We start from the raw sequence: 18,088 nt of genomic DNA, 5'->3' as shown, positions 1-18,088 counted from the left end.
AAGAAATGAAAGTGATTTGCGTGGATGATGAACAACCGGCACTTGACACGTTCCGGTTAAAGGCGAAGGGGTTTCCGGAAATCGAAAGCCTCCGTCTGTTTTCGGATTGCGAGGAGGCAATCCGGTATGCAGGGGAGAACAGGATAGACGTAGCCTTTTTGGACATAGAGATGCCGGATATGGGAGGCATTGAGCTTGCGAGGGAGTTAAAGAAAAAGGACTGCAACATCAGGATATTTTTTATGACGGCTTTTGAGCAGTATGCACTGGACGCATTTGGTGTGAAGGCACTTGGGTATATCATGAAGCCGTACACGAAGGCGGAAATCGGGGAAGCGTTGGAAACGGCTGCATTGATGCACTCCCGTCCCAAAAAGAGGGTGGAAATCGAAACAATTCCCAATTTTACCGTGCGTGTGGACGGAAAGCGGCTGGCTCTGGGCGGAAAAAAACAGGAGCTGCTTGCATTGCTGGTGGACAGGGGGGAAACAGGGTTGACGACCGGGGAAGCCATAGCCTGTCTGTGGCAGGACAGGTGTGCGGATGAAAAAACGCAGACCTTGTACCGGGTCACTTTCTACCAGCTTATGGATGAACTGAAGAAAAATGGGATTGAGGATATTATAGGTTCTGGTGAAAAGAGCAAGTATATCGTGAAGGACATGGTGGAATGTGACCTGTACCGCATACTGGACGGGGAGACGGAGGGATTGAAAAGTTACGGGGGATATTACCTGAATGAGTATTCGTGGTCGGAAACTAGAAACGGACAGTTAAACAGCATGAAAGAAGCCACAGTTTTTCAAAAACCGGGCAGTGAGGTTTAGGAAAGAAGCAGTGGCAGGTGGGAAATCCCGTCTTACCCTCAAAACAGGGCAGGACGGGATTTTTTTGAATTTTCTGAAAGAAATCTATAAATATTACACAAAAAATGTGTGGGGGGGGGGATTTGTGCAATATATTTTGCCAAAACAGGGAAAAAATTAACGCTTTTTTAACACCGGTTTTTTATAATCATATTATTCAGAAAAAATAAAAAGGAAAGGTAAGAAAGATTGTGAAAAAGAATTTATTAGTTACTATGTTAGTGGGAGCAGTATTGACCATAGTTGCAGCAACTGGATGCGGAGCTTCTGCACCAGATGCAGAAACCAGGGTAAACACGGAAACCGGGACAAATATGGAAGAATCGGAAGCTGTGGTAAAACCGTTATATCCTTTGGAAACGGCTCAGGATGCTCTGGCTGATGGCGGATATTCTGTTTCATTTACAGCAGATGATCTTATTAAAACAGACGCTGGATATGAATTGACAGTAGAAGTATATGAATATGACCGTTATGAGATGGAAGCCATAGACAAATTAGCGAGCGGTTCCAAAATTCAATTTTGCAACAAAGAAATAACAGTGGACAAGGTGGAAAAAAATACCGAAACAGGGTTTATTCAGATTAATGGGGGCATTGAAAATGATGGAATTGAATTGATGGAAGAGGACGGCTTGTATCGTACTGTGACCTTTAACGATTATCCGGTTTATTATTCTGTTGGCAAAGTAACGATTCCTTTGGCGGATGATATAACATTTGAAGATCAGGCAGGTTCTGAACAAGAGTCAGACCTGCCGATAGTAGAGTTAAAAGACCTGCCGGATGCCATTGAAAATAGTGATATGTCGTTTGGCTGTAACAATACAGTGATCACGGTCAGACAGGAACAGATCGTACAGATTATCCGATACTGGGTTCCGTAAAACAGATGAAGATAACCCGCAAAAGCGTATAGCGGTTCTGTGGGAAAACGCAGCTGAAAACTCGGTAATGCTGGCGGTCGGTTCAGTATGGGAGAGGGAATTTCAAAACAATCTTGAGGATAAAAGTGAGTATTTCCGCATGACCGGCATTGACCGAAGAAGATAATAACACATGGAAAGGAAAAAAATGGTCATAAAGAAAAAGATGTTGTCAGCCTGTAGCATCGGCATGATGCTTTTTGTCCTGACTGCCTGCGGCACTAAAACGCAAAGTGTGGAATCGGCAAAAGCAGGAGAAGAAAGTGTCACAGAACAGACAGAAAGCACTGTGCAGGAATCTGTTAAAAAAGAGGAAACAGATGCTTTGGGATCTTATGAAGAACAGTATGGAGAGGTTTTGGATAAATACTATGCTGCTCTGAGCGAAAAATGGGATGGACAGAAACTATCCAGGGAAGGATTAAGCCAGTTAAGCCTCTACTGTCAGGAGGGAAACGCTCTGGAAAATGTCGGATATGCTTTTCTGGACGTAAATGGCGATGGGGTATGTGAGCTGATGATCGGAGCCATTCACGGAGATGAATTTGTGAATAAAATGCTCTTTGAATTGTATACCCTGGAAGACAGCGTTCCTGTACAGATTTTTGTCGGGCAGGAGCGTGATCGTTATTATATCGCCGGACTGGAGGAAGGCGGCTATCTTATTGCAAATGAGGCATCATCGGGAGCTGCTAACAGCGCATGGTTCTATTATGCTATGGATGGCAAGGAACTTTCAGTTGTCCAGGCAATTCTCTACAATGCGGCAGCATCACCCGATCAGCTGTGGTATATGGCATACAGCAGGGACTGGGATATAAGCAGCGCAGAGCCGGTCGAGGAACAATTGGCAGAGGACATTATAGAAAGTTATAAAGGCAGATATATGGTGCCGGAGTATCAGAGGTTTTCGGATTACAGGAAGTAATTTTGAAGAGATTTGGAGAGTAAGACTTTGAACAGTGGTATGTGTGAATATGACCCACAGAAAGCGGATGAAACATTGGTCATGTTCGCCCATTATTTAAGGAGCAACATTAACATTATGGAGAAGGACGAGCCGGAAGCCTTTACAAAATCACGGGAACATCTGGAGGAATATGTCTTTCTTGAGCAGGTGCGTTTCGGCGAAAAGATACAGTTTGCAAAAAAACATTGAGGCAGATAATTTCAAGATTCCTCCGCTGGTTCTCCAGCCTTTGGTGGAAAATGAAATCAGGCACGGGTTGCTTCATAAGAAGCAGGGAAGAACCGTCATCCTGCACACATGGGCGGAAAACGGCGACAGCATCATTGAGATTTCCGATGACTGTGTGGGGGTTGACATGGCAAATGCACCGGGACAGGGTGCAACAATAATCATTACGATTCCCGGAAAACATAAAACACAGAAGACGGAGTTAAAAAAGAAATGAAAGTAATATGCGTGGATGATGAACAGCCGGCACTTGACACGTTCCAGTTAAAGGCGAAGGGGTTTCCAGAAATCGAAAGCCTCCGTTTGCTTTCGGATTGCGAGGAGGCAATCAAGTATGCAGGGGAGAACAGGATAGACGTAGCCTTTTTGGACATAGAGATGGCGGACATGGGAGGCATTGAGCTTGCGAGGGAGTTAAAGAAAAAGGACTGCAACATCAGGATATTTTTTATGACGGCGTTTGAGCAGTATGCACTGGACGCATTTGGTGTGAAGGCACTTGGATATATCATGAAGCCGTACACGAAGGCGGAGATCGGGGAAGCGTTGGAAGCGGCTGGCTCCGGGCGGAAAAAAACAGGAGCTGCTCGCTATGCTGGTGGACAGAGGGGAAACAGGGCTGACGACCGGGGAAGCCATAGCCTGTCTGTGGCAGGACAGGTGTGCGGATGAAAAGATGCAGACCTTGTATCGGGTCACTTTCTACCAGCTTATGGATGAGCTGAAGAAAAACCGGACATCGGGGTTTAGGAAAGAAGCAGTGGCAGGTGGGAAATCCCGTCTTACCCTCAAAACAGGGCAGGACGGGATTTTTTTTCTGAAAGAAATCTATAAATATTGCAAAAAAAATATGGGGAAATTTGTGCAATATATTTTACCAAAACAGGGGAAAATTAACGTTTTTTTAACGTCGGCTTTTTTATGATTACTAGATACAGATAAATCAAAAAGGGAAGTGACAGGACAGATGAGTTACTTATGGGATTATTTTGAGAACGCAAAGGAATCTGCCTCCGGAAATTTGTGAAAACTGGTACCGCTATTTTGCAGTAATAAAAATATCCTGTTTGATGACTTAGAGAAAATGCGGGAGGATGATCCGTTGCAGTACGAAAACCTGAAACGGCAGAATATTCATTCCATCGTCGTCGTTCCGCTTTATGACAATGATGCAGTTATGGGATTTTACGGCATAGATAATCTCTCAAAGCAAGTTTAAAGGAGAAGATAGATGAAACAATCGATACGAAAGAGAGTATTAAGCGGAATACTTGCAGGTCTGATGTTGGCTTCGAATGTTAATATTCCGGCAAGTGCGACGGAATATCATACGACAGCACAGAATACGGTGGAGGGACAGACCGCCGATTCGGAGATGAAGGATTTCCGGGAAACAGAAGGATTTGCCGATCTTGAGACAGAAAATATACAGGAAACGGAAGAGACTCAGGAAACGGAAGAGACTCAGGAAACGGAAGAGACTCAGGAAACGGAAGAGACTCAGGAAACGGAAGAGATTCAGGAAACGGAAGGGACTCAGGAAACGGAAGAGACTCAAATGTACGCACAAGAGCAAGAACCGGTTGCACAGGGAGTTGTGACAGGAACCTTTAAAGTGTCCGGCACGATAGTATTCGATGAGAATCTGTATGGCACAGACTGGAAAGACCTGGTTCGACCGTTAGAGTTTGACCAACCGATTACCATTGTGCAAACCTATATCGACAGCAACGGCGAGGTACAGACAGTAACATCCTATGCCCAGCATGATATATCGAAGGAGAACTATTATCTGAAATTTGCACATGACGGAGATGGCGGCGGTGACTTTATCATTGAAAATATTCCAAAGAGCATTACAGATGAAAATGGAGTGGAGCGTCAGGTGACTTCCTGCACAGTCAATGTAGAACCGGCACTGCCGTATTACGAGAGCGACACGCCAATCTCAGTGGATATGGAAGATCCTGCCAATCTGACCAGTGCAGTGGGCACATTGATGATGAGCCTGAAAAGCCAGAAATTAACCTTGAAGCCCACAGTTATTCCGGAAGGTGGAACCGACAATCCGTCTTTTAATATGAAAGCAGTATTTACATATCCGCAGCTTACAGGAGAGGGAGATCAGGGAAGAAAATTAGAACTAACGTATAAATCAAACGAAAAAACCCCATCGGAAGTATTGGTGCCGGTGGGAATCACTTATACGTTGCAGCAGGAAGCAGCGGATGGCTATCGGCTGAATAAAGAATATACAGTCACAGAGACCACAACAAACGATGCAGGAGAAACGGAAACAAAGACGTCAACATCCGAAAACTCTGTATCAGGAACCATTGCAGAGAAGACAGATGTCACGATTATCACAGTCAACTACGCACAAAATGTGGAAGTGGGCTTTGATGTCAGCTGGGTTGACAATAACAAGGCAACACGACCGACACTTTCTGAGGATTCTTTCCTGCTTCAATACCGGACAGCAGATGGCAAATGGACGGAACTGACAGAAGCAGAATGCGAAAAACTGAATCTGGAAAAAATGCCTGCCTTTGACAAGTCAAATGCATCTGTTAATCAGTATGCCTATAAAGGCTGCCCTTCGGTAGATGCAGAGGGGAAAGCTCTGGAATACTGTGTGGTTGTTAAGAAAAATCCGGACAATTACGTCTCTGATTATAAAGATCACGAGGATACAGGAAGACGTGAGATTATATTTGAAGAACAGACAAGCTTTCAGGCAACAATCACATGGAATGATATAGACGGACAGGGGGAGGAAGGACATCGTTACCGTCCTAAGAATGCTTCGGATTTAAAACTGAGACTGTATCGGCGGACAGAGGGCGGAACTTATGAGCTTGTTTATGATACCCTGCCGGAAGGCACAGTCACAACAGGAGGGTCAGGCTGGCAGGTGAAGATTCCGGATCTTACCAGATATCATGTGGACAATAAAGAATATGACTATGTGCTGGTACAGGGATCTATCGGAGAAGATCAGACAGTGACCCAGGGAAGACTGGAATACTATAAGACTTACTACAGCAATGGCAGCGGAAGTTTTGTAAACGATACCGCACTCTGCCATAATAACGGAATCATCACAGAAGTTCTGAATAAAGAAGTTGAATTCCATGCAAAGAAAATCTGGAAGGATCAAACCGGAGATGTCACGAACCGTCCGGATGCAGTCGTTACGCTCTGGAGATATGTAAAAAAGAAAGCCAAAGACATTGATGATGCCTATACAAAGGGCATTGCAACACAGGTCATTTTCCAGACAACCGGGGATGGTCAGACGAAGGATCGAATCGTATCCTATCAGATGGATAAGACAAAGGGAACGGCAGAGGATCCATTAGAAATCACTTTCACAAGCGAGACAGTCAGTGGGATGTCGCAGGATTATACACTGCCATCACATGATGATCAAGGTCAGGAATACGTGTACTTCGTAAGGGAGAGCCTGTCCGGAGAGCATGCAGAGGACTATACGATTCAATATACTGGTCAGAATAATAACAACATTACGCAAATTTATGAAAATGGTGCTCCGGTTAATGGAATCATTACCAACGTCCGCCGCAAGAAAGAAGCGGTAGCAATTACAAAGATCTGGAAGAATCCCTCTGGTCTGGCACAGATCGATGGTGCGTCTGTTACGGTCAAGATAACAGCCAGTGCGGATGGAGGAACAACGTATGATGAACTGACCGTTTATTCGGACAAACCAAAATCCTATGATATGTTAAAGAATAATGAGAAGGAACAGGCACAGACGATTTCAGGCTTTACTTCCAGCATATCCCAGGGAGATGTGGTTTATTATGTCAATACATATGACAAAGAAGGACGCCCTTATGACATGGAGCATGCCATAATCCAGGAAACTGTTACCATCGGAGAGAAAACCTATTCCGTCACACAAAATGAAAGCGGCGATCAGATCATAGACATCGATGGCAGCCAGTATGTGGTAAAGTCTTCCTATAAAAATAAGGTAATGCTTGGCGATGGTATCGGCGAGTATCGCTATGAACAGACGAATACCATTACTGCACGCAGAGAGTACAAAGTCGTAAAAGAATGGGATAAAAATCTTGAGGAAAATGAATTTGCGGATATTTCTCAGGTGCTCTTCAAATTGGAACGTCGTTCTACAAAGGATAAGGCGGACGGCTCACTTGCCGATTATGAAGTTGTAAAAAACGGTACAGGCGATACAGCATCTGAAGTGTGGCAGATTGCAAAAGAGAAGGGAAGAACGTGGGAAAAAACGATTCAAGATCTTCCAAAGTATGATGCAGAAGGTTATGTGTATTATTACCGCGCAACAGAAATTGGCTTTATAAACCAAGGCGGCGAAAACATAACCTTAGAGGACACTTCCAAGAAGCGAAACTGGTCCGTCAGACATTATCGGACACCTGAACAAACGAAAATCGTAAACTGGAGACTGACAGAGGATGGTACATCGTATATCTTTGTGACGAAACTTTGGCAGGATAACGGCGACGAAGTGAAAGATGGTGAAACGAGAAAAAACGTTCAGATTCGTGTCTACCGAAAGACCCAGATAAAAGAGGCACTGGAGAAACAGAAAAAAACGCTGAATAAAAATGACACAGACACGGTAGATCTTAATAATCTGGAAGGTGTCAAATACTATCAGACCACACTCAGCAATAAGGGGGAATATACGAATCAGATTTCTTACTCCACTTTGCAGAAAAACATTGACGGCAATGCGTGGACAGATGGAAAAAAGGACGGAAAAAAAGACAGCTGGACCAATTACATTGTAGTAGAACACTACGTCGGAGATCCGAATAAGGATCAGGCAACACCGGCAGAGTATACATATCAGCAGCTGATTGCTGCGGCATCTGGAAATAATGTCATTCTGTCAGGAATAGCAGAGAATAAAGAACGTTCTTATCGGACACAGATGCAGGCGGAAAATGGAGAGGTATTTATTACAAACACCCGTATCGGTCAGACTGAAATCTCTGCGAAAAAAGTCTGGAACGATGAGAATAATGCCGAGGGAGTACGGCCAAAGTCTATACAGTTTCAGCTTTATCGGGACGGAGTTGCCTATACAGACATTCCGGACGCGGTTAAAGTTTCGTCCCAAAAAGAGGATGGCAGTGATAGTTGTAATGTAGTACTGAATCAAAGCACCGGCGTGATCACAGTAAGCAGCATAGACAAAGAAGAAAACGGGAAGCGTGAATGGTGCTTTACCATCAAAGGGCTTGCTATGTTTTCTGCGACGGCTGTGCCGCATTCCTACAGCCTGGATGAAGTCCAGACAGACAATGCAGATGATGTGGAAGAAAAAACAGCAGGCTACAGCTATGTCCTGAAAAAGACAGACCCTCAGGTAACAGAAACCGGCAAAACACAGACCTACACCTTTGCGTTTGAAAATACGATCACAGGAACAACCGGTCATATAGCTTACAAATACTGGAAAGATTCCGGTATCAGCTCAGACAGCCGACCAGATCTTTATATGAATCTGTATCGTTATCTGAAAAAAGATCTGAGAGAATTGCAGAAAGAAAATCCGGAGGCAACGGTGGAGGATCTTTCAGCAGATCAGCTTACTCTGTATACGGAATATAAGGATCAGATCTGGACACCCGAACCTACGGAACCTGCGGAAGGCATCGAACTGGAAACAGGCTACAACTGGAAAATCACCGTCTCTGATCTGCCGGAGTTTGACGAATCCGGAAGTGAGTACGGTTATGTATTCAAAGAAAAAATGAACAACGATGGAAAAACTGTGCTTGGTACCTATCTTCCGTCTACTCAGACAAAGTCAATCGCCAGTGAGAATGATGCAGCTGTTTATGAAGATACCTATGAAGTCTTTACCAATGTTATCAGCGATTACATGACCATACAGGGCAATAAGACCTGGACAGGCCTGGCTGGTTATCAGACCGTAGAAGATGAACTTCCGGATCCGCTGCTAACCCTGTATCGGACAATAGATCCGGAGATTATAGAAGTACAGACGAAAAGCGATGACGAGATAAAAGCGTTGATCGATGCTGGAAAGCTGACACTTGTGGACACGACGCATCTTGGCAGCAGTAAAACAGACGGAAATGACAAGACACGTTATACGTTCCCGGACAAGGATGTTACGAAAGAGGAACTTGATAAAGGTCTGATTTCCATGCAGGATGGAAAAGCGATGCTGCCGAAGTTTGATGCGAACGGCAATCGATATACATATCTTGTTCGGGAGACGATTAAGGATCCGATTGCCAGCCAGTTGTATATATCGACAAATATCAACGGCACGATATCCAATCTGTTCCGAGAAGATCTGAACAGACGGACGATTACCGTCACAAAGAACTGGGCGGGGCGTGAGAACCTTGCAGACAACGAAAAGCGGTATCCGTCAGTTACATATACGCTGTATCGCTATGAAAAGGATAAAGAAAAAGATACAACGACAAAACTTGAAACGCATACGATCAATGCAGAGGAATTTACAGGGCAGAATGGAAAGGCTTCCTATAAATTTAAAGATCTTCTGATCTATTCACCGACAGGTAAGCAGTATTGCTACTATATAGAAGAAAAGGCAATCAGCGGTTATGGGATCAGTTATCATGATGAAGACGGACTTGATGATAAGACATTAACGAATAATCAGCGAATGGATGTGACCAGCCTGCCGGGAAATTGGGATAAGCCGGATGCTGCAATCAATACGGACGTTGCAACGACAAATACCTACAGTGATCCCGGAAATGTCACAATATCCGGTGAGAAGAAATGGGATGATTACAACAACGGGGAAGGACTTCGCCCATCCGTTTCAGACTTCAAAGTTACACTGACACGTCATACAAACAATGAAAAGGGTCAGCAAAACAAAGTAGATGCAACTAAGATCACACTGGAGGTAAAAGATCAGAAAGACGAAAGTGTCGAAATGCCATATATTGTCTGGAATACAGGCAAGAATAATACCTCGGATACTTGGACCTATACAATCTACAATCTGGAACGCTATGGCGCAAACGGAATGCCGTATATCTATGCGCTTTCCGAAGAACAGGTTACAGGCTATAAGAAAGCACCGGACATCACAAAAACAGCAGATACGGAGGAACTTCAGCTGGGAACAATGACCAACGGCTTTAATGGTTCTTATTATGTCCGCAAGAACTGGATGGACGGAAATAATAAGTATAATCTGCGTCCGAATAGTATAACTGTGAAATTGCAGCGTTCCGTGGATAAGGGCACAAGCTGGAAAGATATTGAATGGAAGACTGAATACGGCAGCTATGATGAGACAACAGGAAAATGGACCGGTCTGCCAAGTGTAATGAAAAATGAAAGCGGAACATCCATCGTATCTGTTACATTAAATGCATCGAATGTGATTCGAAATACAAGAAATAATTCCTGGGGATATACCTTTACGAATCTGCCGGTGCAGAACAAAGAAGGAAAGACCTATACCTACCGCTGTGTGGAAACGGCAATCGGAGGTGTTCCGATCAATAAGATTATACAGGAAGACCAGACAGTGAAATATACAGCCGGTGCTTATGAGTGCAGATATTCCACGCAAAATGAGACGAAGACAGTGATAGAGAATACACTGAAATCCACATCTCTTGTTGTCACGAAGAGATGGGCAGGCGATCAGGATAACAAGTATCAGTCCAGACCGAAAAGCCTGACATTTGTCCTGCAAAAGCGTGGCGTAAAAGTAGAAAATGAAAACGGGAATGAGAATGCGAAAGAAGAAAATTCGGATTCTGAAAAAACGGAAGAACCACAGTTAAGCGAATGGGCGGATGTATTAAAATCAGACGGAACACCATATACCTTTATTATTACCCCGAATAATAAGGGGGAATGGAAGAAGACACTGGAAGATCTTCCGACAGTGGAAGTTTATACCGGAGAGGATGGGACAACATATACGATTTATTCCCTTTATTTCCGAGCAGTAGAACTACATACCGATGATTCGACAAGCTTTTTTGGCAAAAAGCAGTATGGAACAACTGTCAGTGGTGCACAAAATTACAAAGATACCACGGATTATTCGACTAGCGCTACAAATGCAGATCATGTATACAATAAGGAAGAGGGACGCAACGAAAGTAAGATCACGAATGTGCTGGTAACAGATAATCCGTCGAAATCCATCGAGGTTACAAAAATCTGGCGATGTGTGGACAAAGCAGAAAAAACGGCAGAGTTTGAACTCCTGTACAAGACGAAAGCAAAGAACGATGAAAGCTGGCACTCTTATGAAACCCGCATCGTTGATACGGTATCTTTCACAGAACCGGGAATCTCGGAAAAGAAAGTGACATGGACAGACCTTCCGAAATATGACAGAGATGGGTATGAACTTGAATACAAGGTCATCGAACATTCCATTGATGGCTATAAGACAGATGAAGAAACAGAAAAGAAAGCGGCAACAGAAACAACGCCTGGAACGGATATTACAAAATATACGTTTACCAATATCGAACTGCAGGATTACACGGTAAGAAAGATCTGGCAGAATACGGACTATTCCGAGAAGACCGATGACGGGTACACTGCAACTTTCAAACTCCAGCAGATGATCAGGAAAGAAGACAGCACGGACGGTGATTGGGAAGATGTAAATGGATGCGATCCGATCACGCTGATTTCCTCAAAGCCAAATGATACGAAAGAAGCAACATGGAAGAAGCTTCCATTGTACACGACAGATGGCAAAGAAATCATCTACCGTGCGGTAGAAACGAAAATCAATGGAAAATCAGTAGATGAAACGTCAAAGACCAATGGCGCCTACGTTGTTTCTTACCAGTATGGAGAGGACGCTCAGTCAGAACCGGCATTTCAAACGGATCTGACGGTTGCGACAAACCGTGTTATCTATGGATTTGTCAATTTAAGCAAAAAGGCAGCCTACCTGGCACCGGATGTCAAGGAAGACAAAGATCTGCAAAATGTAACCTTTAACATTTATAAAAAGGGGCTGTTCGATACCGGGGAAACACTGTATGCATCCAATATCAAAACAGATACGAATGGAAATCTGATTCATAAGAACGGACAATACGGAGATGAGAAAAAATATCTGGTTGCCGGAACGTATGTATTAAAAGAAGTATCCACAGGCAGTGAGTATAGTGTCTGGAGTAAGGGCATTGAATTTACAGTGGGAAGTGGAGAAAAGAAACTGCTGATAGACGACTTAAAAGATACCGGAGAACATGGAACCGCCTGGATCAGTACCGAAAAAACGCCATTGACGGGCGGTCTGAAGCTGAAAACAGAGTATAAAGCTGCAGGCAATCAAACACATACGTTTCAGGATACCTGCCAGGCGGCTACAAACGATAGTACAGCGGTCAATCTGGAAAGCCGTGGTGTTCTTACTTTTACAAAGACCGGACCTAAGACAGAAGAAGGCTATGAGGATTTGAACGCCTATGGCGAGGCGACGGGTGCAAGTAGTGCTTATTTTGGCGTATATCTGGATGAAGCATGTACAACACAGGTGGCAGGTCTGGTGCCAAAAGCATCTGTAGTAGCAGGTTCAACGGATAAGACCACAATGGTTCTGACAAATAAGGCGAAGGACAACAAAACGCTTGACGAAGTAAAAGATGCAAATAACGTGCCGTATCTTCGCGCTTACGAATCCAATACGACATACGACAGCTATCCCTTCACCCTTCTTTCCGGCACCTACTACATCAAGGAGCTGACAGCACCGGCCGGTTATAAGTTGGATACACAGGTTCGAAAAGCAGTCATTGCAAAGATTGACCAGACAGTAATGGAGGAAGATCTTACCGGCATATATCCGTCTAATAAGGCGAAAATTTCACTGCAAACTGAGAATACAGATTCAGCAGTGGCCGACTACAAATGGAGCAATGAGCCAAACAAAGTCACACTTTATAAGATGGATCAGTATGGAAGGAAGGTTCCGTTAAGTGACACTGGTTATCTGGAATTGAAAGCTGTAGATTCTGGGCTTACATTCCCGTCCGGGGAAAAAACGATTCGGCTGAATCAAAAAGAAACTCCGGCAGCGACAAAGACGGACGGAACAACCCAAATCGAAGGCGTGACCTATGATACCGGTACCGGTGCGTGGACGCTGACAGGACTATTGGATGCAGGAAAAACCTATACCCTGTCCGAACCGGCAGGCAGTGTTCATGCAAATTATATCGTTGCCAAAGAGATTACGTTTACGATGAATGCAGATGGTACGATTACAGTGGAAGAAAACGGAAGTAAGCCGGACACGATACAAAATGAGAATCCATTAAGCGCAGACGGAACAGATTATCAGAACTATTACAAGCCGGATGCAGACGAAAACCGGATCGTCATGCGAGATGTCGCAAGACATCTGAAAAACGTGGCGCTGGAAAAGAAGGATTCTGAGACAAAGAAGCCAATTGCCAATATTTCCTTCAAGTTGTACAAGTATGATGGAACAGATCAAGATGGAAAACCGACGAATGTAAAGCCGGTTCTGGCAGAGGATGTTTACCTGACAACGGATGCCAGCGGAAAGATAGATCTGAAAGTTTGCGATGCTTCGATCACGAACCGAATCACTGGCTCGGCATTAAAAAATGGTCTTGATGTTGGAAGCTATTACTTTGAAGAAGTGGAACGAGGCGCATCAGATCAGTATCGTTTGATGGAGAATCTGTACTTTACCATTACGCCAAAGTCACCAGAGTCAGATACAGGATCGAATGAGATTACAAATATTGATTACGAAGCGTATGCAAAGGTGACTTATGAGACGACAGGCCGTACCGATGTGACCGCCGGTACGGATGGAACAACAGCGATTGTAACCAATACTCCGGTAACAGACATTCCGAAAACACTGGAACTGGTGAAAGTAGACAGCAAGGATAAAGAGAGAAAACTTGCCGGAGGAAAATTCAGCTTAAGTTATACGTCCATCACACAATCACAACCTGGCTCTGCAGGTACCATGAGCTGGAATTGTATGACAGACCAGGGGGGTCAGCTTTATCTGCTGGACGATAGCGGTACTGAAATCAAAAAAGACAGCGCTGGAAACAAAGTAAAACCGGATATTTCCAGAAAGGGTACATACACGCTGAAGGAAACAAAAGCACCGGACGGCTATATGACCCGGACAGAGAATAGTCAGCCAATTACGCTGGTGACGTTTAAGGTCGATTCAGACAACAAGATCAAAGAGGTTAGGTATTTGGATTCCGGACTTGCCCTAAAACAGGATCCTGAAATCTCGGAAGGAGATACAGACAATAAAAAACATATCGCACTGAATCTAAAAGTCCAGAATGAAAAGACAAAGCTTACGATTGCCAAGAAAAACGATATCGAAACCAGAAACGGTTTACAACAGAAAACTGGTGATCAGAAGTCGTTGAACGGCGAAGCATTATCCGGGGCCACGTTGGAGATCTATGAAGGAACAGATACAACAGCTGCCGACAAGAAAAAAGCCACTCTGGGAAACAACCAGAGCAGCTGGAACTGGATACTTCCGGAAGGGGCAGCCGCTGATGGCAATGCGTCACTTCCGGAGGGAACGCTGAAAGAAAATACCATTTATACATTGCATGAGGCGAAAGCACCGATCGGGTATCTGAAAGCGGAGAATCTGTACTTTAAATTGTCAGGAACAACTACAAAAGATTCCACGATGGTATCTCAGCTGTATGTATGGACTGGCACCGGAACACCGACAAGTATAGACGGAAATGAGTGGAAGAAAACGACCAACCTGCAAGACAATGTCCTGACAATGGTAGATGAAACCATCATTGCGCCGGTAGATCTGCAAAAGGTAGTGGCAGGTTATGATGGAAAAAGCTGGAAAGCGATAAAAGATGTAGAATTTACCGTAAGCGAGGTGGTAAGTGTAACCGGAAGTTCCGGAAACAGCACAGAAACAATCAAGCAGCTGGGCGTGGCAGTGACAAATGAAAAAGGATACCTTGTATGGAAGAGTATTACTGACGAGGGTTATGCTTCGAAGCTGATTTATGATGCAAAGGGAGCAATTATCACATCTGGTCAACCTGCTATCGATTCTTCTATTATTCTGAAACAGAATGCACTTGGCTATGTCTTTACCGAACGCACTGCACCGAGTGATGTGTATAACGATGGCAGAAGCTATCATGTAACCATTATCGATCAGAATTATGAGGAGTATCGAAGCAAAACAGCTTCCGGTGTTTCTTACATGAAAAATAAGTTTATAAACCTTGTGGAAGCGGAAAATGCCGCTGATCATAAGGTGGGAACACTTTCAGACAGGGTAGAGACAACGAGCTACAATCATTACAAGGCGGTGGATGTTTCCTATACAGACATTGCAGAGGTAGAGAAGAAGCTGGCAGTCAACCTGCCTTACAAGGCAACGGTTAAACTGCATAAGTACGATGCAGATGAAGAAGGACAGAAAGCCGCAATTCCGGGAACGGAATTTACGCTTTACAAAGATTCCGTCTCCGAAGCAAATATTTATAAAAAAGTGAATGATACAGGTATCTTTACGACAGATGGAAACGGAGACATTTCTATTGAGATTCATGAAAAGGGTACCTACATCCTGAAAGAAACTAAGGCTGCTGCAGGCTATCAGTGGGATGCAAACAACAGTTTTCCCTTTGTGCTGGCAGATAACGCTTCTTTGACATCCTACGGCTATGGAACGACTACTTCTCTAAAGAAAGATGAGAATGGCGTAGCAAACAAGCGTCTGACCGGGGAACTGACACTGACAAAGACTGATGCAGGAACAAAAGAACCTTTAAATGAAGTTGTCTATACGCTGAAAAGAACAGATGTGCCAAAAGCTGCGGAAGGAAACGATTTGAGCGACTATTTGCTGAAGGATTCTGTGGAAGTCAAGACAGGTCATAACTATCAAACTATTAAGCTGACTGACAAATCCGGAAAGCAAACGGAGGAATCCGGACAACAAATCAGTGAAAAGTGGACAATCCAAGAGACAGGAACGAACATGGAAGGCAAGATTTCTATTACCGGTCTCAACTGGGGAACTTATGTGTTGACGGAAAAAACAGAATTGTCCGGATACAAGCTGGAAAAAGACAGTGCGGGCAATGCGACAAACACACATACCTATATCATTGATGGAAAAACAAATCGGCTTTCGGTCAGTCATGAAGAAATAAATGCAAAGAACAGCGTTGTGCTGAATAAAACAAGTATTACAGATGCAGCGTTAGAACTGAACAACAAACCACTGGCAGGAGCAGAATTTGAGATCCATGAAGGGAATAACTGTGGTGGGGAACATACTGGCTGTACGAAAGTCAACTTCTATACATCCGCTACTGATAAAAACAGTCAGACAAATAAAGTAACGACGGATTCAGACGGAAATGTTGTGATCTATGGTCTGCCAACGGATACGAGTAGTGATACTGCCAAAAAAACCTATCATCTGGTAGAGGTAAAAGCACCAAAAGGCTATATACTGCAGACAACGCCGACAACTTTCACAATCGACCGCCAGGGCAAGGTAGAGATTCAGAAGAAGAGTGGAAACGTAAAGAGTATTCCGGGGGTCAGCATGCAGGATGAACCAATCAAGATTTATGTGAAGAAACTTGGGGAATCCGGAACGGACGGACTGACCGGTGCCACCTTTACATTAAAAGACACCTGTCCGAAGGATGAATCCGGCAAGGATACCTGTGAGACAAGCAATAAGCTGGCAGATGGCAGGGAAAGTGAGACACTTCTAGTAAACAGTACAGATGGTATCCTGATTCCGATTGAGCGAGTGATCGGTGGACATACTTACACGTTGACGGAAACGAAAGCACCGGATGGCTACGAGGCAACTGCACAAGTTACATTTAAAGTCAAGACAGACGGAACGATTGACGAGGGCAGCATGACAGCTTCCGGAGGTTATGTACCAAAGACGGAAACGATACAAGCCACGCAGGAATCTACATCAGGCTGTGCATCCTTGGATACCGGTAAGACAACCATTTCCATCCGTGATGAAAAAGTCCGGGTGACACTGACAAAAGTAGATGATGCAGATCAGACCAAAACGCTACAAGGTGTAACATTTACTCTGACACCATATAACAAGGCAGACGGAACGAAAAGCAGTTTTACGGCAGATTTCAATCTTGCTGGATATAGCAACATTACTTATGACAAAGCTAAGGATATCTATACGCTTACAACGAATGACGAGGGTAAGATTGTGTTCCCGGATGGCCTGTTAAAGCATGATAATTCTTATCTGCTTAGTGAGACGGCATCCATCAGTGGGTACTATCTGAGCAAGGAAGCCAGGACCGGAGTGATTCTTGATGTAGACAGTGCCGGAAAAGTCAGCATTCGCCGACTGGATGAATTTAATGGAACGATTACCAAGGATGGAAAAACGGTAAGCTCCTGCCCGGTAACCCTAAAACCGGAGGAGGGAAACACTGGCAGTGACTTGATTGCTAAAAATATGGAGTCAACGGCATTTAACCTGACAAAATCCGTATCCGGAAATATGGGCGACTATAATGGATCGTTTGCGATCAAGCTGGAAGTCTATGAACCGGACGGAACAAAAGTTGGAGAAAAAGAGATCACGCTGAAAAATGGTGGTAAGTATTCATCTAAAGATGGTTTAGCTGGACTGTCAGGAGAGGCTGCAAAGGCGTTTGGCACAGATGCTATTCCGGTGGGTTCCACCCTGGTGATTACAGAGAATAATGAACTGAATTACACTGCGGTAGTCAAAATGAAACAGCAGGACGACTCAGAAAAGGAGATTACCCACGAAGCAGCGAACAAAGGACAGGTCAAAGTAACACTGGATCGTGTCGGAACGATAGAAATCGAACTGACGAATAAGAAAGATGTGACCATCGATGTTGGCGTTAATACGGAAAATCAGACGCCGCTGGCAGCAGTAGCACTGCTTATTCCGGTAGTGTGGCTGGCAGATCGATACAGGAGAAAGCGCAGGCGAGGTGAAAACTGGCATGGAACGGTATAACAATCACTTCCCGGGCGCAAGG

The 18,088-nt window shown here is 44.2% G+C and carries 8 protein-coding genes; all 8 read left to right on the top strand.

Translation table 11 applies throughout. From position 1 onward, the window contains the following. Window positions 1-5 precede the first annotated feature (5 nt). The 8 genes from ACTNCH_RS03295 (at window position 6) to ACTNCH_RS03260 (ending at window position 18,066) form a co-directional block, all read left to right on the top strand. Complete coding sequence (locus tag ACTNCH_RS03295) at window positions 6-827, top strand: response regulator (RefSeq protein WP_441014793.1); 822 nt, start codon at window positions 6-8, stop codon at window positions 825-827. A gap of 230 nt (window positions 828-1,057) precedes the next feature. Beyond that, window positions 1,058-1,753, top strand: coding sequence for a hypothetical protein (locus ACTNCH_RS03290; protein WP_441014795.1), 696 nt, complete (start codon window positions 1,058-1,060; stop codon window positions 1,751-1,753). Between the two features lie 172 nt (window positions 1,754-1,925). Continuing rightward, window positions 1,926-2,720, top strand: a complete 795-nt coding sequence (locus ACTNCH_RS03285) for a hypothetical protein (protein ID WP_441014797.1) — start codon at window positions 1,926-1,928, stop codon at window positions 2,718-2,720. A gap of 27 nt (window positions 2,721-2,747) precedes the next feature. Further along, the gene (locus ACTNCH_RS03280) at window positions 2,748-2,951 is read left to right on the top strand and encodes a histidine kinase (RefSeq protein WP_441014799.1); all 204 of its coding nucleotides are present in this window, start codon (window positions 2,748-2,750) and stop codon (window positions 2,949-2,951) included. Beyond that, entirely contained in the window at window positions 2,935-3,207 is a 273-nt protein-coding gene (locus ACTNCH_RS03275; protein ID WP_441014801.1) for a hypothetical protein, read from the top strand. The genes ACTNCH_RS03280 and ACTNCH_RS03275 overlap by 17 nt, the downstream gene beginning before the upstream one ends. Continuing rightward, a complete protein-coding gene (locus tag ACTNCH_RS03270) occupies window positions 3,204-3,662 on the top strand; it encodes a LytR/AlgR family response regulator transcription factor (RefSeq protein WP_441014803.1) in 459 nt (152 codons plus the stop codon). Before ACTNCH_RS03275 ends, ACTNCH_RS03270 begins: the two co-directional genes overlap by 4 nt. Beyond that, entirely contained in the window at window positions 3,583-3,915 is a 333-nt protein-coding gene (locus ACTNCH_RS03265) for a hypothetical protein (RefSeq protein ID WP_441038316.1), read from the top strand. The genes ACTNCH_RS03270 and ACTNCH_RS03265 overlap by 80 nt, the downstream gene beginning before the upstream one ends. A gap of 306 nt (window positions 3,916-4,221) precedes the next feature. After that, window positions 4,222-18,066, top strand: a complete 13,845-nt coding sequence (locus ACTNCH_RS03260) for a SpaA isopeptide-forming pilin-related protein (protein ID WP_441014807.1) — start codon at window positions 4,222-4,224, stop codon at window positions 18,064-18,066. Window positions 18,067-18,088 lie beyond the last annotated feature (22 nt).

Source organism: Candidatus Merdisoma sp. HCP28S3_D10 (assembly GCF_052065835.1).
GTDB lineage: Bacteria > Bacillota > Clostridia > Lachnospirales > Lachnospiraceae > Laedolimicola.
This window is presented reverse-complemented; position numbering and strand designations above follow the sequence as displayed.